At 73.8% G+C, this 21,707-nt stretch carries 23 protein-coding genes; 14 read left to right on the top strand and 9 right to left on the bottom strand.

The window, feature by feature from the left end:
- Positions 1-174: 174 nt before the first annotated feature.
- From ACFV4G_RS06455 to ACFV4G_RS06420, 8 genes are all read left to right on the top strand, one after another.
- Positions 175-1,179: an agmatine/peptidylarginine deiminase gene (locus ACFV4G_RS06455; RefSeq protein WP_380437107.1), complete on the top strand. Its 1,005-nt coding sequence runs from the start codon at positions 175-177 to the stop codon at positions 1,177-1,179.
- A 103-nt stretch (positions 1,180-1,282) separates the two neighbouring features.
- Positions 1,283-2,941 carry an ABC transporter substrate-binding protein gene (locus tag ACFV4G_RS06450; protein ID WP_380437105.1) on the top strand — a complete coding sequence of 553 codons (1,659 nt, stop codon included), beginning with the start codon at positions 1,283-1,285 and terminating at the stop codon, positions 2,939-2,941.
- Positions 2,938-3,951 carry an ABC transporter permease gene (locus ACFV4G_RS06445; protein WP_380437103.1) on the top strand — a complete coding sequence of 338 codons (1,014 nt, stop codon included), beginning with the start codon at positions 2,938-2,940 and terminating at the stop codon, positions 3,949-3,951. The genes ACFV4G_RS06450 and ACFV4G_RS06445 overlap by 4 nt, the downstream gene beginning before the upstream one ends.
- On the top strand, positions 3,948-4,820 hold the full coding sequence (locus tag ACFV4G_RS06440; RefSeq protein ID WP_380437101.1) for an ABC transporter permease: 873 nt from the start codon (positions 3,948-3,950) through the stop codon (positions 4,818-4,820). The genes ACFV4G_RS06445 and ACFV4G_RS06440 overlap by 4 nt, the downstream gene beginning before the upstream one ends.
- A complete protein-coding gene (locus ACFV4G_RS06435) occupies positions 4,817-5,773 on the top strand; it encodes an ABC transporter ATP-binding protein (protein WP_380437099.1) in 957 nt (318 codons plus the stop codon). Before ACFV4G_RS06440 ends, ACFV4G_RS06435 begins: the two co-directional genes overlap by 4 nt.
- Entirely contained in the window at positions 5,766-6,563 is a 798-nt protein-coding gene (locus ACFV4G_RS06430) for an ABC transporter ATP-binding protein (RefSeq protein ID WP_380437098.1), read from the top strand. The genes ACFV4G_RS06435 and ACFV4G_RS06430 overlap by 8 nt, the downstream gene beginning before the upstream one ends.
- A 197-nt stretch (positions 6,564-6,760) precedes the next feature.
- A complete protein-coding gene (locus ACFV4G_RS06425) occupies positions 6,761-7,960 on the top strand; it encodes an agmatine deiminase family protein (RefSeq protein WP_380437097.1) in 1,200 nt (399 codons plus the stop codon).
- Entirely contained in the window at positions 7,957-8,847 is an 891-nt protein-coding gene (locus ACFV4G_RS06420) for a DUF4436 family protein (protein ID WP_380437095.1), read from the top strand. The genes ACFV4G_RS06425 and ACFV4G_RS06420 overlap by 4 nt, the downstream gene beginning before the upstream one ends.
- Positions 8,848-8,880: 33 nt before the next feature.
- Here ACFV4G_RS06420 and ACFV4G_RS06415 read toward each other — a convergent pair whose 3' ends face one another.
- From ACFV4G_RS06415 to ACFV4G_RS06395, 5 genes are all read right to left on the bottom strand, one after another.
- Positions 8,881-9,261, bottom strand: coding sequence for a hypothetical protein (locus ACFV4G_RS06415; RefSeq protein WP_380437093.1), 381 nt, complete (start codon positions 9,259-9,261; stop codon positions 8,881-8,883).
- A gap of 65 nt (positions 9,262-9,326) precedes the next feature.
- The gene (locus tag ACFV4G_RS06410; protein ID WP_380437091.1) at positions 9,327-10,529 is read right to left on the bottom strand and encodes an agmatine/peptidylarginine deiminase; all 1,203 of its coding nucleotides are present in this window, start codon (positions 10,527-10,529) and stop codon (positions 9,327-9,329) included.
- 63 nt (positions 10,530-10,592) lie between these two features.
- Complete coding sequence (locus tag ACFV4G_RS06405) at positions 10,593-11,630, bottom strand: agmatine/peptidylarginine deiminase (protein WP_380437089.1); 1,038 nt, start codon at positions 11,628-11,630, stop codon at positions 10,593-10,595.
- A gap of 243 nt (positions 11,631-11,873) precedes the next feature.
- Positions 11,874-12,428, bottom strand: coding sequence for a TetR/AcrR family transcriptional regulator (locus tag ACFV4G_RS06400; protein WP_380437087.1), 555 nt, complete (start codon positions 12,426-12,428; stop codon positions 11,874-11,876).
- Between the two features lie 79 nt (positions 12,429-12,507).
- Positions 12,508-12,804 carry a hypothetical protein gene (locus ACFV4G_RS06395; protein WP_380437085.1) on the bottom strand — a complete coding sequence of 99 codons (297 nt, stop codon included), beginning with the start codon at positions 12,802-12,804 and terminating at the stop codon, positions 12,508-12,510.
- Between the two features lie 189 nt (positions 12,805-12,993).
- Here ACFV4G_RS06395 and ACFV4G_RS06390 point away from each other — a divergent pair, with 189 nt between their 5' ends.
- The gene (locus ACFV4G_RS06390) at positions 12,994-13,452 is read left to right on the top strand and encodes a DUF5709 domain-containing protein (RefSeq protein ID WP_380437083.1); all 459 of its coding nucleotides are present in this window, start codon (positions 12,994-12,996) and stop codon (positions 13,450-13,452) included.
- Positions 13,453-13,610: 158 nt separating this feature from the next.
- A complete protein-coding gene (locus ACFV4G_RS06385; RefSeq protein WP_380437081.1) occupies positions 13,611-15,311 on the top strand; it encodes a DUF885 domain-containing protein in 1,701 nt (566 codons plus the stop codon).
- A gap of 75 nt (positions 15,312-15,386) precedes the next feature.
- Here the strand turns inward: ACFV4G_RS06385 and ACFV4G_RS06380 are convergent, their stop codons facing one another.
- Positions 15,387-16,115, bottom strand: a complete 729-nt coding sequence (locus tag ACFV4G_RS06380) for a GntR family transcriptional regulator (RefSeq protein WP_380437079.1) — start codon at positions 16,113-16,115, stop codon at positions 15,387-15,389.
- A gap of 157 nt (positions 16,116-16,272) precedes the next feature.
- On the opposite strand from ACFV4G_RS06380, the gene ACFV4G_RS06375 reads away from it, so the two are divergent.
- Both ACFV4G_RS06375 and ACFV4G_RS06370 read left to right on the top strand, forming a co-directional pair.
- Positions 16,273-16,488, top strand: a complete 216-nt coding sequence (locus ACFV4G_RS06375) for a hypothetical protein (protein WP_380437077.1) — start codon at positions 16,273-16,275, stop codon at positions 16,486-16,488.
- Positions 16,485-16,679, top strand: a complete 195-nt coding sequence (locus ACFV4G_RS06370; protein ID WP_380437076.1) for a hypothetical protein — start codon at positions 16,485-16,487, stop codon at positions 16,677-16,679. Before ACFV4G_RS06375 ends, ACFV4G_RS06370 begins: the two co-directional genes overlap by 4 nt.
- A gap of 92 nt (positions 16,680-16,771) precedes the next feature.
- Here ACFV4G_RS06370 and ACFV4G_RS06365 read toward each other — a convergent pair whose 3' ends face one another.
- Together ACFV4G_RS06365 and bla are read right to left on the bottom strand one after the other, a co-directional pair.
- Entirely contained in the window at positions 16,772-17,740 is a 969-nt protein-coding gene (locus tag ACFV4G_RS06365) for an MBL fold metallo-hydrolase (protein ID WP_380437075.1), read from the bottom strand.
- 38 nt (positions 17,741-17,778) lie between these two features.
- Positions 17,779-18,750: a class A beta-lactamase gene (bla, locus tag ACFV4G_RS06360; protein WP_380437073.1), complete on the bottom strand. Its 972-nt coding sequence runs from the start codon at positions 18,748-18,750 to the stop codon at positions 17,779-17,781.
- 122 nt (positions 18,751-18,872) lie between these two features.
- On the opposite strand from bla, the gene ACFV4G_RS06355 reads away from it, so the two are divergent.
- Together ACFV4G_RS06355 and ACFV4G_RS06350 are read left to right on the top strand one after the other, a co-directional pair.
- Positions 18,873-19,820, top strand: coding sequence for a LysR family transcriptional regulator (locus tag ACFV4G_RS06355; RefSeq protein ID WP_380437072.1), 948 nt, complete (start codon positions 18,873-18,875; stop codon positions 19,818-19,820).
- Positions 19,821-19,921: 101 nt separating this feature from the next.
- Positions 19,922-20,779: a serine hydrolase gene (locus ACFV4G_RS06350; protein ID WP_380437159.1), complete on the top strand. Its 858-nt coding sequence runs from the start codon at positions 19,922-19,924 to the stop codon at positions 20,777-20,779.
- Between the two features lie 10 nt (positions 20,780-20,789).
- On the opposite strand, the gene ACFV4G_RS06345 is transcribed toward ACFV4G_RS06350, so the two are convergent.
- Positions 20,790-21,665 carry a winged helix-turn-helix transcriptional regulator gene (locus ACFV4G_RS06345; protein WP_380437070.1) on the bottom strand — a complete coding sequence of 292 codons (876 nt, stop codon included), beginning with the start codon at positions 21,663-21,665 and terminating at the stop codon, positions 20,790-20,792.
- Positions 21,666-21,707 lie beyond the last annotated feature (42 nt).

Below are 21,707 nucleotides of genomic sequence, written 5' to 3'. Positions count from 1 at the left end.
GTCGCCCCCCACCCGGCGCCCCGGGGCTTGAGCCCCCGGGCCGGCCCGCCCCCCCCCCCACGGAGGGGGGGCCGCCAGGGCTCACCACCCGGCCATGCCGAACATGCCCGGCCATGCCGAACATGCCCGGCCATTCCCACCACCCCCAGCCATCCGACCGGAACGAGGTTCCCCGTGACGTACCGAATGCCCGCCGAGTGGACCGACCACGAGGGCTGCCTGATGGCCTGGCCCGTGCGCCTCGACCTCTGGGGCGACACGCTCGCCGAGGTGAAGCGCGAGTACGCCGAAGTCGCCCGCACCATCGCGCAGTTCGAGCCGATGACGATGGCGGCCCCGCCCGGCCACGGCGACGAGGCGCGCGCGATGTGCGGCGAGGGCGTCACCGTCGTCGAACTGCCCATGGACGACTCGTGGTTCCGCGACTCGGCCCCGATCTTCGTCCTCGACGCAGAGGGCCGCCGTGCCGGCGTGGACTTCCGCTTCAACGCCTGGGGGCGCAAGCACCACCCCTGGGACGCGGACGACCGGGTCAGCGGCCTGCTGCTGGAGCACCTCGGCGTCCCCGCGGTCCGCTCCGCGATGATCCTCGAAGGCGGCGCGATCACCGTCGACGGCGAGGGCACGCTCATCACCACCGAGCAGTGCCTGCTGCACCCCAACCGCAACCCCGGCATGAGCCGCGAGGAGATCGAGGCGGAGCTCAAGGCGCGCCTCGGCGTCACCAAGGTGATCTGGCTGCCGTACGGCGGCCTGCTGGACACCGAGACCGACGGGCACGTGGACGGCGTCTGCGCGTTCGCCGCCCCCGGCCGGGTGGTCGTCCAGCTCCCGGCCGACCCGGAGCACCCCGACTACGCCCGGATGCGCGCCAACCGCGCCGTGCTGGAGCACTCGACCGACGCGCAGGGCCGGCCCTTCGAGATCGTCGACGTCCCGCAGGCCGCGTTCGTCGAGGTCGACGGCCGGGAGGTCGAGGTCGGCTACCTCAACTACTACCTGGCCAACGGCGCCGTCGTCGTGCCGGTCGCCGGCCACCCCGAGGACGAGGGCGCGCTCGCCGTCCTCGCCGCGGCGCACCCGGGCCGCAAGGTCGTCGGCGTCCGCTCGCGGGTGATCGCGTGGGGCGGCGGCGGCATCCACTGCATCACGCAGCAGGTGCCGGCCGCCCGCGCCTGACCGGTGCATCCCGCGCTTGACCGGTACATCCGGACACCGCGTACCCTTCCCGGATCCCACGGACCGCATCCCTCTCCCCAGACCGAACGGACGTAGAACCCTCATGACCCCCACACCCGCGAGACGAGCCGGCGCCACCCCGCGCGGCCGGCTCGCCCTCGCCGGCACCGCCCTGCTCTCGGCCGCGGCCCTCGTCGCCGCCTGCTCCGGCCCGCCCCGCGGCGGCACCTCCGACCAGGCGGGCTTCCAGCTGTCCGCCTCCACCCCGCCGGCCAAGGGCGAGATCCAGTCCTTCACCTGGGCGACCTACGCCGAGCCGCCCACGCTGGACTACGTCCAGGCCTTCGACTACCCGCAGAACACGATCCTCGCGAACGTCTGCGAGAGCCTGATGCGCTGGACGCCCCAGCTCACCCTGGCCCCCGGCCTGGCGGAGAAGGCGTCCAACCCCGACCCCACCACGTGGGTCTACGACCTGCGCTCCGGCGTGCACTTCCACGACGGCACGGTGATGACCGCCGACGACGTCGTCTACAGCCTGGGCCGCCAGACGAACCCGGACAACGCGTCGGCGTGGGCGCAGGTGTTCCAGAACGTCGACTCCGTCACGAAGACCGGGCCGCTCCAGGTCACCGTCAAGCTCAAGCAGCCGGACTCCCAGTTCCCCCAGTACATGGCCACGGCGGCGGGCGTCGTCGCGGCCAAGGCGGGTGTGGAGGCGGCGGGCAAGGACTACGGCACCACCGGCAGCCTGGACTGCACCGGCCCGTTCACGATGGGCACCTGGGCCAAGGGGCAGTCGATCGAGCTCCAGCGCTTCGACAGCTACTGGGGCACGAAGGCGAAGTCCGGGAAGGTGGTGTTCAGCTTCCTCACCGACCCCTCCGCCCGAACCAACGCGATGCTCAGCGGCGACGTCGACGGCGGCTACCTGATCCCCACCGAGAGCTACGACCGGCTGAAGAAGAGCGGCGCCGGCACGCTGTACTTCGGCGAGGGCCTGAGCACCGTCAACGTCAACGTCACGAGCATGCAGGGCGCCCTCGGCGACGTCCGCGTGCGCAAGGCGCTGTCCCTCGCGCTCGACCGCGGCGGCTTCGTCCGCACCGGCCTCGGCGGCTCCGGCAGCGTCACCGGCTCGCTCACCACCAGGGCGGCGTGGGCCACGGCCCCGGACGACGTCCGCAAGGCGGCCTTCGAGGGTCTCACGCCCACCGCCCAGGACATCGAGCAGGCCAAGTCCCTGGTCAAGGAGGCGGGTGCGAACGGCAAGACGCTCGTCATGGCCACCAGCACGATCGGCCAGGACGTCTCCCTGCTCGCCACCGCCGTCCAGGCCGCCGGCGCGCGGATCGGCCTGGACATCCAGCTGAAGACGATCGCCCCGAACGCCTTCACCGCGCTGTTCACCGACCCGAAGGCCCGCGAGGGCATCGACATGTTCCCCGAGACGTACTACGACTCGATCACCGACCCGCTCGACCTGCTCACCAACTTCAAGACCGGCGCGTACCAGAACTTCGCCGGCTACGGCGACAAGGCCTACGACGACCTGGTCGACCGCGCCACGGCCGAGTACGACCCGGCCAAGCGCGCCGCGATCGAGGCGCAGCTCCAGAAGACGGCCTCCGAGCAGCTCCTGTGGATCCCGGTCGCCGAGTGGCCGACCGCCGTCTTCCTCAACAAGCGGATCACCGGCGCCCCGACCACGATCTCGTACATGTACTACCCGTGGGCGGCCGACGTGGGGGCCGCCCAGTGACCCCTTCCCGCTCGGAGAGCTCCTCCGGCACAGCACGACTCCCCGGTGCGGCGGCCTTCCTCAGGTTCGCCGCCCGGCGGCTGGTGGAGATGGCCGTCACCCTGCTCGGCGCCTCCTTCGTGGTCTTCGGCGCGATGTACCTGGCGCCGGGCAGCCCGGCCAGCTTCCTCCTGTCGGGCCGGTCCGCCTCGCCGGCCGCGCTCCAGGCGATCAACGAGCAGTACCACCTCGACGACCCCTTCCTGGTGCGGTACTTCCGCTGGCTCGGCCAGGTGCTCCAGGGCGACTTCGGGCGCTCCATCACCTACCGCACGGACGTGTCGAAGCTGCTCGCCGACCGGCTGCCCGCGACGCTGCTGCTCGTCGCGATGGCCCTGCTGGTGGTCGCCGTCATCGGCGTGGCGCTCGGCTGGGCCGGCGCGGTGCGCGGCGGCGCGACGGACTCCGCGATCCTGGTGTCCACCACGCTCGCCGTCGGCACGCCGTCCTTCGTCGCGGCGGTCCTGCTGCAGGGCCTGTTCGCGGTGAAGCTGGGCTGGTTCCCCACCAGCGGCGCGGGGGACGGCATCGGCGACATGCTCTGGCACCTCACACTGCCCGCGATCGCCCTCGCGCTGTACCTCATCGGCATGCTCGCCCGGGTCACGCGCTCGGCGATGCTGGACGCCCTGGAGGGCGAGCACGTCAGCGTGGCCCGCAGCCGCGGCGTGCCCGAGCGCGAGGTGGTCCGCCGGCACGTGTTCCGCAACTCGCTCGGCACCGTGCTGACCACCGGCGGGCTGATCGTCTCCACCCTGCTGGTCTGCACGATCCTCGTGGAGTCCGCGTTCAGCATCGGCGGCATCGGGCAGCTCCTCGAACTGTCCACCACCACCAAGGACTTCCCGACCGTCCAGGCCATCTCGCTGATCATCGTCGCCCTGTTCATGGCCGTGAACCTGGTCGTCGACCTGCTCCACCCGCTGGTCGATCCCCGGGTCACGCTCGGTTCGAGGAGGTCCGACGCATGAGTACCGGTCTCACCCAACGGTCTGGCCTCACCCGCCGCCCCGGCCTCGGCCGGGTCAGGGCCGCCCGCGCGCCGCTGTACGCGGTGTGCCTCGGCTTCGTCGTCCTCGTGGTGCTCGCCGCGCTGCTCGCGCCGTGGCTCGCGCCGTACGACCCGAACGCCGTCGACCTGTCCGCCGCCCTCGCCGGACCCGCCCCGGACCACCTGCTCGGGGTCGACGCCGCCGGCCGCGACACCCTCGCCCGGCTCCTGCTCGGCGCCCGCACCTCGCTGCTCGGCCCGCTCGGCGTCGTGGTCTTCTCCACCGTCGCCGGCGTGGCGGTCGGCATCGTCGCCGGCTGGCGCGGAGGCTGGCTCGACTCCGTCCTGTCCCGCAGCACCGAACTCGTCTTCGCCTTCCCCGGGATGCTGCTCGCGATCCTGATCGTCTCGGTCTATGGGGAGGGCCTGCTCGCCCCCGTCATCGCCCTCGCGATCGCCTACCTGCCGTACGTCTCCCGCCTCACCCGCTCACTGGTGCTGGCCGAGCGCGAACGCCCGTACGTCTCCGCGTACACGGTCCAGGGACACTCCGCGTGGCAGATCTGCCTGCGGCACGTCCTGCCCAACATCGCGCCGATCGTCCTCGCCCAGTCCACCATCAACTTCGGATACGCCCTCATGGACCTCGCCGGCCTCTCCTTCCTCGGACTCGGCGTCCCCGCCCTCACCCCCGACTGGGGCCGCATGGTCTTCGACGGCCAGACCGCGATCCAGCACGGCTACCCGCTCTCCGCGGTCCTGCCCTGCGCGTTCATCGTGCTCACCGTCGTCGCCTTCAACGTCGTCGGCGAGCGCTGGGCCGACCGGGTCGCCCGGAGGACCCCGTGAACGCCCTCGACATCCGCGGACTGCGGCTGCGACTGCCCGGCACCGCACGGCCCGTGCTCGACGGCGTCGACCTCACCGTCGGGCGCGGCGAGACCGTCGCCCTGGTCGGCGAGTCCGGCTCCGGCAAGACGCTCACCTCGCGCACCGCCCTCGGCCTGCTGCCGCCCGGCGCCGCCGCCGAGGGCGAGGTCCTCGTCGACGGCGAGGACGTCCTGACCATGGACGCCGCCCGGCTGCGCGCCCTGCGCACCGGCAAGGCCGCGATGATCTTCCAGGACCCCCGCGCGGCCATCAATCCGCTGCGGCGCATCGGCGACTTCCTCACCGAGAGCGTCACCCTCACCGGCACGATGGGCCGGGCGGACGCGCGGCACCGGGCCGCCGAGCTCCTCGACGCCGTCGGCCTCGGCCCCGAACTGCTGCGCCGCCACCCCGGCCAGCTCTCCGGCGGCATGCTCCAGCGCGTCATGATCGCCGCCGCCCTCATGGGCGACCCGATCCTGCTGCTCGCCGACGAGCCCACCACCGCGCTCGACGTCACCAGCCAGGCCGAGGTCATCGCCCTGCTCGGCCGGCTGCGCGAACGCTTCGGCACCGGCCTGCTGTTCGTCACCCACGACCTCGGGCTGGCCGCCGCGATCAGCGACCGGGTCTACGTCATGTACGCCGGGCGGATCGCCGAGACCGGGCCCGCCCGGGCCCTGTTCGACCACCCGCGCCACCCGTACACGGCCGCGCTCCTCGCCTCCACGCCGCGCCTGGACACCCCGCCGGGCCGCCTCGCCGCCATCGACGGCCAACCGCCGGACCTGCGGCAGGAGTTGACGGGCTGCGCGTTCGCCGCGCGCTGCCGGTACGCGACCGACGTGTGCCGGGAGCAGGTGCCCGAGGCGCACGGCGAGCAGTCCGCGGCCTGCCACCACCCGCTCGACAGGAGCCGCACCGATGCCTGAGCCCGTGCTGCACGTCACCGGCCTGTGCCGCGCCTTCGGCAGCGTGAAGGCCGTCGACGACGTGTCGTTCACCCTCCCGGCCGGCGGATCGCTGGGCATCGTCGGCGAGTCCGGCTCCGGCAAGACCACCACCGCCCGCATCGTCGTCGGCCTCGACCGGGCCGACGCGGGCGAGGTGCTGGTGAACGGCCGGGCCCGGACCGGCCGCGTGCGGGGCAGGGCCGAACGGCTGGCGCGCGCCCGCGAGGTCCAGATGGTCTTCCAGGACCCGTACCTCTCCCTGGATCCCCGCACCAGCGTCGAGGCCGTCCTCCGGGAGACCCTGCGGCTGCACTTCCCGGGCACGGACCACGCGGCCCGGATCAGGGAACTGCTCGACCAGGTCGGCCTCGGCACGAGGGCGGCGGACGCGCTGCCGCGCCAGCTCTCCGGCGGCCAGCGCCAACGCGTCGCCATCGCACGGGCGCTGGCGGTCGAGCCGGCCGTCATGGTGCTGGACGAGGCGGTCGCCGCGCTGGACGTCTCGGTGCAGGCCCAGGTGCTCAACCTGCTCGCCGACATCCGCGAACGGACCGGCATCGGCTACCTGTTCATCACCCACGACCTCGGCGTGGTGCGGTGCGTCACCGACGACGTCGTCGTCATGCGGCACGGACGGATCGTCGAGGCCGGCCGCACCACCGAGGTGCTCGACGGGCCGCGGCACCCGTACACCCGGCTCCTGCTGGAGTCCGTGCCGCGGCCCGGCTGGGACCCGGACGGGATCGCCGCCGCCCGCCGGGCGCTGTAGGGCGGGCGCCGGTCGCCGTGGGGCCGGGCGCCGGGCCCGCCGAATAGCGTGGCCGCTCCGGATCCCGCCGGGCCGGGGCGGCCACCGGCCGTTTCGCCCGGATGGCGGATGCCTGTCGGACCGGATCCTGACCGTTCCTTCAGTAGCGTGCTGGTCCGTACGCCAGGTACCCCAGGCACCTATCCGAACGAGGCCCCATGGCTCACCCCCGGCCGTCCCGTCGCTCGCTCCTGCGCTCGGGGGCGGCGCTCGCCGCACTGGCCCTCACCGACGCCTGCTCCTCCGGCGGCGGGGACGAACCGTCCGGCCCGGCGCCGTCCGGCGGCCCGTCGGGCGCCCCGGCCTCCGGTGCGGCGAGCGGTCCGGCGGCGTCGGGCGGCTGGGCGATGCCCGCCGAGTCGGGCCCGCACACCCGCACGTTCATGGCCTGGCCGGCCCTGGAGGAGGTGTGGGGCGACCAGCTCCCGGGCGTCCGCCAGGACATCGCCGGGCTGGCCCGGGCCATCGCGGGCTTCGAGCCGGTGGTGCTGATGGCCCGCCCCGACCAGGCCGACCAGGCCCGGCAGGCGTGCGGCTCCTCGGTCGAGGTGATCGAGCTGATGGTCGACGACCTGTGGGCGCGGGACACCGGCCCGACCTTCGTCACCGGCCCGCAGGGCCTGGCGGGGGTCGACTTCGACTTCAACGGCTGGGGGAACAAGCAGACGCACGCCAACGACGGCCAGGTCGCCCGCAACCTCCTCGCCCACTACGGCATCACCCGCGTCCAGGCCCCGATCACGGGGGAGGGCGGCGCCATCGAGGTGGACGGCGAGGGCACCCTGATGGCCACCGAGAGCTCGTGGGTCAACGACAACCGCAACCCCGGCAAGAGCCGCGACCAGATCGAGGCGAGCTTCAAGGACCTGCTCGGCGTGCAGAAGGTGCTGTGGTTCAAGGGCGTCGCGGGCCAGGACATCACCGACTGCCACGTCGACGCCCTCGCCCGCTTCGCCGAGCCCGGCACCGTCGTCCTGCACCGCCCGGCCGCCGACACCCCGCCGGACATCTGGAGCACGGCCTCCGACCAGGCCCTTCAGGTGCTCAAGTCCTCGACCGACGCGAAGGGGCGGAGCCTGAAGGTGGTCGAACTCCCCGAGCCCAACTTCGACCTGATCCAGGGCGCGGGCAAGAACTTCCTCGCCACCTACATCAACTACCACGTGTGCAACGGCGGCGTGATCGTGCCGCGCTTCGGCGACCAGAGCGCCGACGACAACGCGGCCCGGATCATCGGCGAGCTCCACCCGGGGCGCAAGGTCACCCAGATCTCCATCAACCACATCGCGGGCGGCGGCGGGGGCATCCACTGCGCCACCCAGCAGCAGCCCGCCACCACCGGCGCCTCCCCGTCGTGAGGCTCCCGGCCCGGCTGCGCGGCAACCGCTTCGCCGTCGTCCTGCTGATCCTCGCCGTCCTGTGCTCGGCCGGCATCGCCCTCTACCTCAACGAGCGCAACACCCGTCAGCAGACCCACGAACTCGCCCTGCCCACCGCTGGCGACTGGGTCGAACTCGACGTCACCTCCCAGGACATCGACCCGGGCACCGGCCAACTCACCCTCTACGTCTCGCCCGTCCCGCACGGCGGCCTCGCGCAGGGACCGGAGTCGTCCGCCTTCAGCCGCCAGATCGACATCACCGTCCGCTCCACCACCAGGACCGACCTGTGGGCCACCCCCGGCGAGGAGGCGCCGCCCCAGCCCGTGCAGGCCAACCTGTACGACGGCACGGAGAGCGACTACCCGTTCGACCGGTACCACTTCTCGCTGGCCTTCTCGGCCTCGGACGGCACCGGCGCCGTGCCCGTCGGCGTCGTGTTCGTGGACGCCGACCCGTTCTTCTTCGTCCGCCCCACCAGCACCCCGTTCGGTGCCGGGGCGGCCGAGCTGGCGGGCCGGGTCAGCCGGGCGCGCAGCACCTTCATCCTCGCCTGGTTCATGATCGCCGCGATGTGGGCCCTCGCCCTGGCCGTCATGGCCGGGGCCGAGGTGCTCTACCGCGGCGGGCAGGGCCTGGTCTGGCCGTCGCTCGGCTGGATGGCGGCGACGCTCTTCGCCCTGATCGGCATGCGCAACGCCGCCCCCGGCTCCCCGCCGATCGGCTCGCTCATCGACTACGTCGCCTTCTTCTGGGCCGAGGGGATCATCGCGGCGAGCCTGACCGTCACCGTCGTCGCGGGCACCCGGGTCGAGCACCGCAAGCGCGCGGAGGCCGGGAGCACCGAGCCCGCCCCCGGGACGTGAGGGCGGGCTCGGGCGCTGTGCACGCCGACGGCGTCACCGGCGGGCCGCCGGCAGGGTGAGGACGAGGACCAGGCCGCCGGCGGGATTGTCCTCGCAGGTGAGCCGGCCGCCGTCGGCCGGCGGCAGCCGCGAGACCAGCCGGTGCTTCGCCTCGCCGGCCACCGTCGGCCCCCGGTCCGCCACCGTCACGCGGACCGCGTCCGAGCCGCCCCGGCCGGGGACGGCGTCCGCCCGCACCAGCACGCGCACCCCCGGCGGCGTGCGGCCGAGAGCCGTCCGCACCAGCGCCGTCAGCAGGTCGTCCAGCGGGCCCCGGGCGACGGCGACCGGCGGCAGCCGCTCGGGCAGCCGGACGGTCAGCGATCCCGCCGGAACGCCGGCCAGGGCCTGCCGGACGGCGGGGACGACGTCCACGCGCGCGGACGTGTGCGCGGCGCCGGCCCGCGGACGCCGATCGGTGGGGAAGGACACCGGTCGGGTCAGCCGACGGCGGGGATGTCGTGCGTGGCGCAGTGGATGCCGCCGCCGCCCGCGGCGATCGCGTCGATCTTCACGGGGACGATCTCGCGGCCGGGGAAGTACTGCTTCATGATCTGCTGGGCGCGGTCGTCGGCCCGGCCGTCGCCGAACCTGGGCAGGTAGACGCCCTTCGAGCCGACGTAGAAGTTCATGTACGAGGAGACGAAGGCGTCGCCGCGCCCGGTGATCTTGTCCGGGTCGGGCTGCTGGAGCTCCACGACGGTGAGCTTCTTCCCGGTCGCGTCGGTCGCCTGGGCGAGGACCGTGCGCGCCTGGTCGGCCGAGCGGGACCACACGTCCGGCGGGCTGCCGGGGAAGGCCTGGTCGAGCAGGACCACGCCCGGGGCGACGAAGCGGGCCAGGCAGTCGACGTGGGCGTCGGTGATGTCCTTGCCCTTGACGCCGGCCAGCCAGATCACCTTCGTCACGCCGAGGACCTTCTCGAGCTCCGCCTCGACCTGGTCGCGGCTCATGCCCGGGTTGCGGTTGTCGTTGACGACCGAGCTCTCGGTGACGAGCAGCGTGCCCTGCCCGTCGGTCTCGAACGAGCCGCCCTCGGCCACCAGGCGGGTCTCGATCCGCTCGACGCCGTACTTGGCGAGGACGGTGCGGGCGACCTTGGAGTCGTTGCCGCGCTGCTGCTTGCCGCCCCAGCCGTTGAAGTTGAAGTCGACGCCCTTGACCTTGCCGCCCTCCTCGACGAACACCGGCAGGGTGTCGCGGGCCCACAGGTCGTCGACGGGGATCGGCACGACCTCGACGGCCGGGCCGCAGGCCTTCTGCGCGGCCTCCTTCTGCTCGGGGCGGGCCATCAGGACGACCGGCTCGCGGGCCGCGATCGCCTGGGCGAGACCGGCGACGTCCCGGCGGACGTCCGGGAGCTGGTCGCCCCACACGTTCTCGGACGCGGGCCAGGACATCACCGTGCGGACGTGCTTGTCCCATTCGGCGCCGAAGCGGCGGGCGCCGGTGCCGCCGCCCGGCTGCTGCGTGGGGGAGGAGCCGTCCCCGGGGTTGGCGCCGCCGCCGGTGCCACCGGAGCCACCGGAGCCACCGGTGCCGTCGGGGTCGTCGAGGTCCGAACAGGCGGTCAGGCCGAGGGCGAGGACGCCCGCACCGGCGAGGGAGCGCAGGAGGATGCGGCGGGACAGGTCGGCGGGCATGCGTGATCTCCGGCTGGGGTCGGTTCTTCCGTACGGGCGGTCGAGCGGGGCTGGGGCGGAGGGCTACGGCAGGGGCTCGTGCATGGTCGAGCAGTGGATGCCGCCGCCGCCGGTCATCAGGCGGTCGACGTCGATCTGCACCACCTCGCGGCCGGGGAACGCCGCGGCCAGCGCCTCGCGCGCGGCGGCGTCCTTGTAGGCGTCCCCGAACTGGGCGGTGATGACGCCGCCGTTGACGACGTGGAAGTTGAGGTAGGAGTCGACGAAGTTCGAGCTGCGCGAGCGGACGGTGTCCGGTCCGTGCACGGGGATCACCTGGAGGCGGCGGCCCCGGGCGTCGGTGGCCGAGGAGAGGATCGCGAACTGCTCGCGCGCGTCCTTGGCCCAGGCGTCGTTGCGGTCCGCGGGCGGCAGCTGCACCATGACGACGCCGGGGCGCACGAAGCGCGAGGTGACGTCGACGTGGTCGTCGGTGATGTCCTTGCCCTTGATCCCGGGCAGCCAGATCATCGTGTCCGCGCCGTAGGCGTCCAGGACGGCGTCCTCGATCTCGTCCCGGCTCATGCCGCGGTTGCGGTTCTTGTTGACCAGGCTGCTCTCGGTCGCCATCACCGTGCCGTCGCCGTCCGTCTCCACGGCGCCGCCCTCGCCGACGAAGTCCGCGTAGGTGTGGCGCAGGCCGCGGCGCACGGCGATGCGTTCGGCGGCGAGGGCGTCGTCGTCGTGGATCTGCTTGTTGCCCCAGCCGTTGAAGTTGAGCACGACGGCGTCCAGGCCGCCGTGGCCGTCCCGGCGGAACACCGGGGCGATGTCGCGCATCCACAGGTCGTCGGTGGGGATGGCGGTGGTCACCTCGACGGCGGGGCCGCACTTCGCGCGGGCCTTGCCGGCCGTGTAGTCGTCGGGGGCGCACATGACCACGGGCTCGAACTCGGCGATCGTGCGGGCGATCAGCGCGATGTCGTCCTGCACCCCGCCCAGGCGCAGGCCCCACACGCCCCGGCGGGACGGCCAGGACATCCAGGTCCGCGCGTGCGGCACGTCGTCCGCGGGCACCCAGGGGAAGTTCCCGGTGGAACGGTCATCACGGTAGCGGCTCATGAGGGTCTCCAGATCGCGCGACGGTGCCGAGGGAGGGGGCGGGGGCCGCCGGGTCCACTCTTCGCGCCGCGACGCACCGGCGCACCGCGGAGCGGCCGGCGGCAGCACCCCTGCCTGCGGGTTCAGGCTCGCACTGACTGAAAAATCAGTCAAATCTTTGGGCAAATCCTGACGCAAAGGGACACGGTGGTGCACGCAGTGCGACAGCGGGCCCGTCGCCGGGCCCTCGGCGCGGTCAGGACCTCAGGAACCGAGCCGGGCCACCTCGGCGTCGATCGCGTCGACCATGAGCGTGCGGGCGTGCGCCAGCGGGAGGCTCCCGCTGAGCCAGCGCACGCTCAGGCCCTCCAGCAGCGCGGTCAGCCGCTCGGCGGCGCCGGCCAGCGCCACCGCCGACGACATCGGCCGCACGGTGCCCAGCAGTTCGGCGATCTCCTGCACCCAGATCCGGGTGGCCCGCGCCAGGTCCTCGCGGAGCGTCTCGTCGAACACCGCGCTCGCCCGCAGCTCGCCCCACGCGGTGCTGTTCTCGCGCACCTCGACGGAGTCCTGGAGCTCCAGCAGCAGCGTCTGCTCCAGCTCCTCGCGCGGCGTCAGCGGCGGCGCGTCCGCGGCCCGTTCGGTCGTGTAGCGTTCGGCCCGGTCGTTGATGAACTCCAGGGTCTGGCGCAGGATCCCGGTGCGGTCCTTGAAGTGGTAGTAGATCAGCGCCGTGGACACCCCCGCCTCCGCGGCGAGCTCCTCCACGCGCAGTCCGCGCACCCCGCGCCGCGCGATCACCCGCGCGGCTGCTTCCATGATCGACGTTTTACGACTGGCCACGACCCACCACCTTACCCGGGCGCGGCCGCGCGGGACCCACCCCCTGAAAAGCGCGTCAGTCGGACCGTCTGCCGAGCGCCCGGTCCAGGATCCAGCAGCAGCGGCGTGCGACCCGGCACCACGTCCGGGCCAGGCCCCCGACGACGCGGTACCACCCGGTCCCGAAGGGGAGCGCGATGGCGAACCACGACGGCGGCGCCATCTCACCCGGCCGCTGCGCGCCCTCCCTGGCCCACGCGCGGCACCGCTCCACACCCCGGCGCGTCCAGGCGGCGCAGCGTTCGGCCCGGTCGGCCCAACGGGCGGAGGCGAGCAGGAGCCGGGCGTGCAGGTCGTCGCGGCGGCCGGTCATGCGGGCGGCTCCGGGTGCGGCTCGGGGACGTGTTCCTTGGGTGTCCTGGGGTGTCCTGGTTCCAGCCTGCCACCGCCTCGGCCGCCGTTCCCTGCGGGTCCGGCCGCCGCGTGGGACTCTGGGGGGAGTGACGACGGACGGGCGGTGACGGCTCGGCGCGGTGGTCGGTGGTCCGTGAAGGAGGACCTGATGTCGGACGAAGCGTTGATGGGCGACCAGGTGTACCAGCCCGACGGCTCGGAGGTGCAGGACGACGTCGGCCCCCTGGAGCCGGAGGACACCCTGATCGACCGCGGCCTCGAATCGGCGCTCGACGAAGGCTACGCGCCGCCCGAGCGCCCGCTCGCCGTGGAACGCCACGGCGTCACGGCGGCGGAGCAGCACACCCGCGAGAGCCTGGCGCAACGCCTGGCGGAGGAGCTGCCGGACGTCGCCGCGCCCGACTGGGACGGCATCGGCGACGCCTACGGCATGGACGGCGAGCCGATCGACACCGAGGCGGGCGAGGTCCGCTCCGGCCGGCTGATCGCCTCCTCCGGCTCGCGCAGCGACATGATCGCCGAGGACGTGGGCATCTCCGGCGGCGCCGCGAGCGCCGAGGAGGCGGCCATGCACACCACCGACGACCCCGAGGCGCTCATCGACTGAGGCGGCCGGGGGCGGCGTCCGCCGTCGTCCGCCGCGTTTCGCCGTCCTTCGCCGTCCTCCGCCGTGTTCCGCTGCCCTCCGCCGTCCTCCGCCGTGTTCCGCGGTCTTCGACCGAGTGCGCCGATGACAGCGCGGGGCCCGTGCGCGAGCATGGGGCGATGCCCGAGACGTCGCACTCCCCTCGCCGGATCGCCGACGACCACGTCGCGCAGGTCGCGGCCCTCGACCCGTCCACCGCCACCCGATTGGGCCTCCGCCCCGAGGACGACCGCCTGCCGGACCTCTCCCCGGAGGGCCACGAAGCGCTCGCCGAACTCTCGCGGCGGACGCTCGCCGCGCTCGACGCCGCCGAGAAGGAGGCCACGGAGAAGGGGACGGACGCGCAGGAGCCCGCCGACCGGGACTGCGCCCGCCTCCTGCGCGAGCGCCTGACCGCCGAACTCGCCGTGCACGACGCCGGCGACGGCTTCCTCCAACTGCGCAACGTCAACTCCCCCCTCCATCGCGTGCGGGGCGTCTTCACCCTGATGCCCACCGACACCGACGAGCACTGGGCCGCCGTCGCCGGCCGCCTGCGCAACCTGCCCGGCACGCTGGACGGTTACCGCGCCACCCTCACCGAGGGCATCACCCGCGGCCTGCTGTGCGCGCCCCGCCAGGCGCGCGCCGTCATCGGCCAGCTCGACGCCTGGACCGGCCGGTCCGACGGCGGGGCGGGCTGGTTCGCCGGCTTCGTCGCGGACGGCCCCGCCGGGCTGCGGGCCGAACTCGACACCGCCGCCGAGCGGGCGACCGCCGCCGTCGACGTCTTCCGCGACTGGCTCCGCACCACCTACCTGCCCGCCGCCGACGGCACCCCGGACGCCGTCGGCCCCGAGCGCTACCAGCGCTCCGCCCGCTGGGCCAACGGCGCCGACCTCGACCCGGCCGAGGCGTACGCGTGGGCGTGGGAGGAGTTCCACCGGACGGCCGCCGAGATGCGGGCCGAATCCGAGCGCGTCCTCCCCGGCGCCGGCGTCCGCGCCACCATGGACCACCTCAACGAACACGGCCACGCGATCGAGGGCGAGGAGAACATCCGCGCCTGGCTCCAGCAGATCATCGACGAGGCGATCGACGCGCTCGACGGCACCCACTTCGACATCTCGGGACCGATGCGGCGCGTCGAGGCCAGGATCGCGCCCCCGGGCAGCTCCGGCGCGCCCTACTACACGGGCCCGAGCCTCGACTTCACCCGCCCCGGCCGCACCTACCTGCCCACCCTCGGCCAACGGACCTTCCCCACCTGGGAGATCGTCAGCACCTGGTACCACGAGGGCGTCCCCGGCCACCACCTCCAGACGGCCCGCTGGACCGCCTCCGCCGACCGCCTGAGCACCTACCAGATCACCCTCGGCGCCGTCAGCGCCAACAAGGAGGGCTGGGCGCTCTACGCGGAGCGGCTGATGGACGAACTCGGCTTCCTCACCGACCCCGCGCGCCGCCTCGGCTACCTCGACAAGCAGATGCTCCGCATCATCCGGGTGATCGTCGACATCGGCATGCACCTCCGACTGGCGATCCCCACCGACTCGGGCTTCAGCCCGGGGGAACGCTGGACCCCGGAACTGGCCGACGCGTTCATGGCCGCCCACCACGGCAGCGAGGCCCCGCGCCGCACCAGCGAGATCGACCGCTACCTCGGCTGGCCCGGCCAGGCCATCGGCTACAAACTCGGCGAACGCGCCTGGCTGGAAGGCCGCGAGGCCGCCCGCCACCGCCGGGGCCCCGCCTTCGACCTCCGCACCTGGCACATGCACGCCCTCTCCCAGGGCTCCCTGGGCCTGGACGACCTGACCGCCAACCTGGCCGCCCTGTAGGCGACTTCGCAGGCGACCTCGTAGGCGAGCGAGGAGTGGGAAGTCGGCCGGTCCGACTTCCCACTCCTCACGGCTTCACGGCGCGTAGTCGTACCCGATGGTGAAGCGGGTCGGCAGGCAGCACTCGGTGTACTCGATGATCCCCTGCTCGTCCGACCACCGGTGCACGAGCGCCAGGATCGCACTCCCGGGCGAGAGCGCGAGGGCGGACGCCTCGCGCGGGCTGGCCTCGCGGGCGTGCATGTCGTCCCGCCCGACGGTGATCGTGCGCCCCGTCGCTTCGAGGACGCGAGCGGTCATCCCGTCGTTGCGAGCGGGATTGGTGCTGAGGAGGTCCGGGCAGAGCGCCGCGAAGTGCGCGGGGTACCAGCTCACCGCGAACATCGTCCGGGCCCTGCCCCGGCCGACGACGTACTCGCGCCGGATGATCTGGTCGCCGGTGTCGAGGTCGAAGAGGTCGGCGACGTACAGCGGCGGGACGACCAGTTCGGCGGCCGTGACCCGGCTGGTCTCCCCGTCCATGAGCGAGGACTTCCGGCGGCTGACCCGGGCCAGGCGCTCCTGGCTGCTGGCCGTGACGCGCGGATCGTCCGCCACGAAGGTGCCGCGCGGGCTGGTGCGCACGTACCCCTCCACCTGGAGGTGCTGGAGCGCGCGCGAGACGGTGGCGACCGCCACGCCCCACCGCCCGCAGATCTCCTTGTTGCTGGGCAACTTCGTGCCGGGCTCCAGCTCGCCGGACAGTATCCGCTGACGGTAGTGGTCGGCGATGACCGTGTAAGTCTTCGGTGCTCCACCGGACATGGCGCTTCACGCTCCCAGTTCTGACGGGCAGTGAGAGCAGACTAGTTCACTCGGAACCGTAGCGGGTGAACTACGTCACTCTTCATGCTGGACTAGTTCACTGACGCTCCGTCGGGAGGAGTTCGCTGTGCGTGCCCGGAGTGGTAGGCGGTCGAGGATGGTTCGGGCGACGGAGGACGCCCGCCGCGAGGCGGCGATGGTGTTCGACGACCTCCGGTCGGTGTTGGCGGCGGTGGACGTCACGTTGCCGTCGCTCGCGGTCGACTGGGCATCGGTCAGGACCACGGGCGTGGTGCTCATCGAGCTCGGAGCGGCGGCGCCCGCCGAAATCGCCAAGCTGGTCGACGTGCTACGGAAGGGGGCCCGGGCATGAGCGGCTGGGTGCCGGGCATCGGGGAGACCGTCGCCATGGTGCCGCCGGACTGGGAGATCGGCACGCCGTGGGCGCCGAGGGTTCCGGCGGAGGTGCTGGAGGTCGTCGACGACCTCGTCACGCTCAGCGTGGACGGCAACCTCCGGCTGCGGCGCCTCCATCAGGTCGAACCCTGGACGGAGCCCTGCTGAGTACGCACGGACGGCGCGGTCGATCGGCGGTGATGGCGCGGTGATGGCGTTGGCGCGGTCGTCGACGAGTGCTCATCGACGACCGCGGGCACTCAGGGGGTGAACGACTCCAGGTGGTCGAGGCGGACGAACCGGGCCTCCGGGCTGGCCCGGTGGACGGCGGCTTCGAGGGCGTCGAGGCCGCCCCAGTCCACGGCGGGTTCGGTCAGGGGGTGGTCGAAGTCGTCCCAGTGCGTCGGTATGACGTACGGCGGGTGGTCGAGGACGTCGAGCAAGCGCGGGACGTAGTCCGGTACGGAGCCCCCGCCGGGCTGCATCAGCAGGACGTCCGGGGCGAGGCCGGTGAGGTGGCGGGCGTCGTAGTTGGCTCCGCCGCTGTCGAGGATGCGCAGCCGGTCGTCGCCGACGGTGATCAGGTAGGCCAGCGTGCCGCCCTCGACCAGATCGGAGATCACGCGCGGGCGGGGCGGCGGCGCGCCGGGCCTGGTGCCGGGGAAGGGCACCTTCGAGCGCGGGCCGGTCATCGAGTGCAGGGAGTCGACGACCCGGATCGTGTAGCCGTCGAACTGCAGGTACTCGCCGCCGCGCACCACCGACAGCTGGTCCTGCGGCGCGCCGAGCGCGGTCAGCAGGTTGGCGTGGCTCTCGGTGCCGAGCACGGTGGCGCCCGTGCGGGCGGCGAGGTGCGGGACGTCGGGCAGGTGGTCGTAGTGGCCGTGGGTCACCAGGATCTGGTCGGCGCGCAGTCCGAGGCGGTCGATGGCGGCGGTATCGACGCTGAGCGGGGTGGCGGGGTCGGCGCCCTGCGGGGTGTAGGTGCCGGTGTGGAAGCGGGTGATCCACGGGTCGATCAGGATCGTCGTGGGGGCGGCCGGGTCGCCGAAGGTGATCTCCCAGCCGTTGTTGCCCAGCCAGCGCAGGGTGACCCCCGAGGAGCCGGGTGGTCCGGGGCGGCGGCGTCGGCGGTCGGACGGCCGGGCTTCAGCGGGGGGCGTGGCGGTGCCGAGTACGGCGGCGCTTGTCGCCGAGGCAGCCAGCAGGCGGCGGCGGGACAGGGGCATCGTCAACGGTCTCCTCTGGTCGGTGAATCGGGGGTGGGTCAGCCGAGCGTGCCGACGATCGCCTTCGTCGCCCGGGCGATCAGGGCGTCGTCGGAGGTGGCGCCGGCCTTGCCGCGGTCGGAGAGGACGACGATGACGATCGGGCTGCGACCGCCGGCCGGCCATGCGAGGGCGACGTCGTTGCGGGTGCCGTAGCCACCGTTGCCGGTCTTGTCGCCGATCTTCCAGTCGGAGGGCACGCCCGCGCGGATGTACGGCGCGCCGGTCGTGTTGCCGGCCAGCCAGTCGGTCAGGAGCCGGCGCCGGTCCTCGGTGAGGGTGTCGCCGAGTGCGTAGCGGCGCAGGTCGGCGGCGAAGGCGCGGGGCGTGCTGGTGTCGCGGGTGTCGCCGGGGGTGGCCTCGTTGAGGGTGGGCTCGGTGCGGTCGACGCTGGTGGTCGTGTCGCCGAGCTCGCGCAGGGACTGCTGGACGGCCGCCGGGCCGCCGAGTTCGGCGGTGACGAGGTTCGCCGCGGTGTTGTCGCTGTACTGGATGGCGGCGGCGGCCAGGTCGCGCACCTTCATGCCGGTGGCGACGTGCTGCGACGTGATCGGCGCCCACGCCAGCACGTCCTCCTGGCGGTATGCGACCACCTTGTCCAACTGCTCGTCGGAGGCCTTGCGCAGCAGGGCCCCGGTGGCGAGCGACTTGATCGTGGACGCGAACGCGAACCGCTCGTCGGCGCGGTAGGAGACCTCCCGGCCGCTGCCGGTGTCCAGCGCGTAGACGCCGAGGCGGGCGCCGAACTGCTGCTCAAGTCCCTTGAAGGACTCGTCGGTTGTGGCCGCGACGGTGGCTGTGGCGGTGGCGGTCGGGGCTGCGGCGTTCGTGCTGCCGCTCGTGCCGCTCGTGCCGCTCGTGCCGCTCGCCGCGCTCGTGCCGCTGTGGCCGCACCCGCTCAGCAGGGCGACCGCGAGCAGGCCCGCGGCGGGCAGGGCGGTGCGGGGGAGGCGTCGGATCGTCGGTGGCATGGGTGGTCTCCAGTGCGGGTGGGGCGGCGGGCCGTCGCCCTCAGCCAATCAGCCCGTCAGGTCTCCAGTCCAAGACCATGATGGTGAAGGGATCGATACGAAATTGCCTATGATTGCTGCCCATGGACCTGCTGGGGCACCTCCGCCACTTCCGCGCCGTCGCCGAGGAGCGGCACTTCGGCCGCGCCGCCGAGCGCCTGCGGATCGCCCAGCCCTCGCTCTCCCAGCGGATCCAGCGCCTCGAACGCGAACTTGGCGTGACCCTGTTCGACCGCGGTCCGCGCGGGGTCGACCTCACCCCGGCGGGCCGGCTGCTGCTCGCGGAGGCGGAGGAGGTGCTGGAGGGCTCCGCCCGTCTGCTCGCCGTCGCCGCCGACCTGCGCAGCGGCCGGGCGGGCACCCTGCGCGCGGCCGTGCCGCCCGAGCTCGGACCGGCCGCCCTGGCCGCGCTGCTCACCGGTTTCGAGAGCGCGTCCCCGGGCACCCGGCTCGAACTGCGGGAACTGCCCGTCGCGGCCGTCGTGCGCGAACTCGCCCAGCACACGGTGGACGTCGCCGTCGTCCGTCACCCCTGCCCGGCCGACGGACTGGCCTTCGGGCCGGTCCTGCACCAGCCGCTCGGCGTCCTGCTCGCCGCCGGGAGCCCGTACGCCGACCGCCCCGAGCTGGCGCTGGCCGAACTGACCGGCCGGCGTCTGGTGCTCTTCCCCCGCGCCACGGCTCCGGCGCTGTACGACGAGGTGCTCACCACCCTGTCCCGGCACGGCTGCACCCCGGAGGCCGTCGTCGACCCGCCGGGACCGGACGTCGCCGGCGCGCTCGTGCTCACCGGCAGCGCCGTCGCCCTGGCGCCGCGCACCGCGCCGCCGGCGGGTACAGTCTGGCGTCCGCTGACCGGCACCCCACTGGCCTGGCGCACCTCCACGGCCTGGCCGGCCGGGCGCGGCGGGCCCGCCGTCCGGCTGTTCGCCGAGGCCGCCCACGTGGCGCTGACCGGACCCGGCGGCCTCCTGCCCCAGCCGCCCAACCGTCCGCTCCACCCCCGGCCCGCAATGGAGTTCCCGCTGTGACCAGCGACCGCGTACCCAGCGACCGTACGAGAGCCGACCGCCCCGCCGGTGACCGCAGGGCCGGCGACCGCCCCGCCGGCGCCCGTGCCGCGCGCGCCCGCATCGCCGCCGCCTTCGCCGACGCCGGCGTCAGCGGCCTGCTGCACGCGCGCGACCTCGACACCGGCGCCGAGATCGCCGTGGGCGCCGACACCGCGGTCAGCACCGCGAGCGTCCACAAGCTCTGCCTCCTGGTCACGCTGTTCCGCGAGGCCGCGGAAGGCCGGATCGACCTCACCCGCCAGGTGGACGTCCCCGCCGCCGGCCGCACCCCGGGACGGACGGGCCTCGCGGCCATGCTCGACGCCGCCCGCCTCTCCCTGCGCGACCTCGCCTACCTGACCGCCGCCGTCAGCGACAACGCCGCCGCCGACGTGCTGTGGGCCGAGGTCGGCCTGGACACCGTCAACCGCACCATGGCCGACCTGGGCCTCACCCGGACGGTGGCCGTCCACACGCTCGGCGGCATGACCGCCGCCCTCGTGGAGGACACCGGCCCCGACTCCCCGGTCGACCCGGCGGTGGTCGCCCGGCTCCGGGTCCTCGACCCCGCCTTCACCAACCACAGCACCCCGCGCGACATGACCGCCCTCCTCGCCGCCCTCTGGCACGGCGACGCCTGCCCCGGCGACCACGGCGCCGCCCTGCGCCGCCTCCTCGGCCTCCAGGTCTGGCCGCACCGCCTCGCCGCCGGCTTCCCCTTCGACGACGTCCGCGTCCACGGCAAGACCGGCACCCTCCCGACCCTGCGCCACGAGGTCGGCGTCGTCGAGTACCCCGACGGCGGCCGTTACGCCCTCGCGGTCTTCACCCGTGCCGCCGCCACCGCCATCACCCTCCCCGCCGCCGACGCCGCCATCGGCACCACGGCCCGCCTGGCCGTCGACGCCCTGCGGGCGGCGGCACGCCCGGGAGAGTAACCCGGCCCGCCTACCGGATCGCGCGGGCCGCGGTCAGGGCCGCCGTCACGCTCCCCGCGACGTCGGTGACCGGGTAGAGGACCTCGCGGACGGTGCGGGTCCGGTCGACGACCAGGGTGAGGCGCTTCAGGCGGGTGGTGCCGGCGGCGCGGAGGGTGGGGAGGCGGAGGGCGCCGGTGAGGTCGAGGGCAAGGTCGGAGAGGAGGGGGAAGGCCAGGCCCTCGGCTTCGGCGAACGCGCGCTGCTCGTCCGGGCGTTGGGTGGAGATGCCGCGCACCGCCGCGCCGGCGGCGGTGAAGTCGGCGAGGTGGTCGCGGTAGGTGCGTGACTCCAGGGTGCAGCCGGACGCGCCGGGCACCGTCGACCAGCCGGGCGGGTAGGACTCGGCGCGGACGAAGGCGCCGGGGAAGCAGTACAGGACGGTGGTGGCGTCCGGGGCGACGGGATCGTGCTCCCGGCCGTCCGCGCCCGGGAGCAGCAGGTCGGGGACCCGGGTGCCGCGCAGCGCGTGGACGCGTTCCGCCTCCCGGGAGTGCTCGGTGGCGGTGGCCGTGGGGGTGCCGTCGCCCAGCACCCAGCTGTCGCCCCAGTCCTGGAGGGCGACCAGGACGGGCAGCAGGGCGCGCCCGCGCGGGGTGAGGCGGTACTCGTGGCGCGGCGGGCGGTCCTGGTACTGCTCGCGGGCGAGCACGCCGGAGTCGACGAGCAGGCGCAGGCGTTCGGCGAGCACCTTGCGGGAGAGGCCGAGCTCCTGCTGGAGCTGCTCGAAGCGGTGCAGCCCGCGGGCCGTGTCGCGGACGATCAGCAGGGTCCAGGTGTCCCCGACCACGTCGAGGGCCTGGGCGATCGCGCAGTTGTCGTCCGCCGGGCCGCCGCGCCGGACCATCGTGGCCTCCTTCCGGGGGTGATCACCAGCGTTGACCTTAGC

Source organism: Kitasatospora sp. NPDC059747 (assembly GCF_042732955.1).
In the GTDB taxonomy this organism is placed as follows: Bacteria; Actinomycetota; Actinomycetes; order Streptomycetales; family Streptomycetaceae; genus Kitasatospora.
Note: the sequence above shows the minus strand (reverse complement) of the source record. Positions and strands in the feature narration are given on the sequence as shown.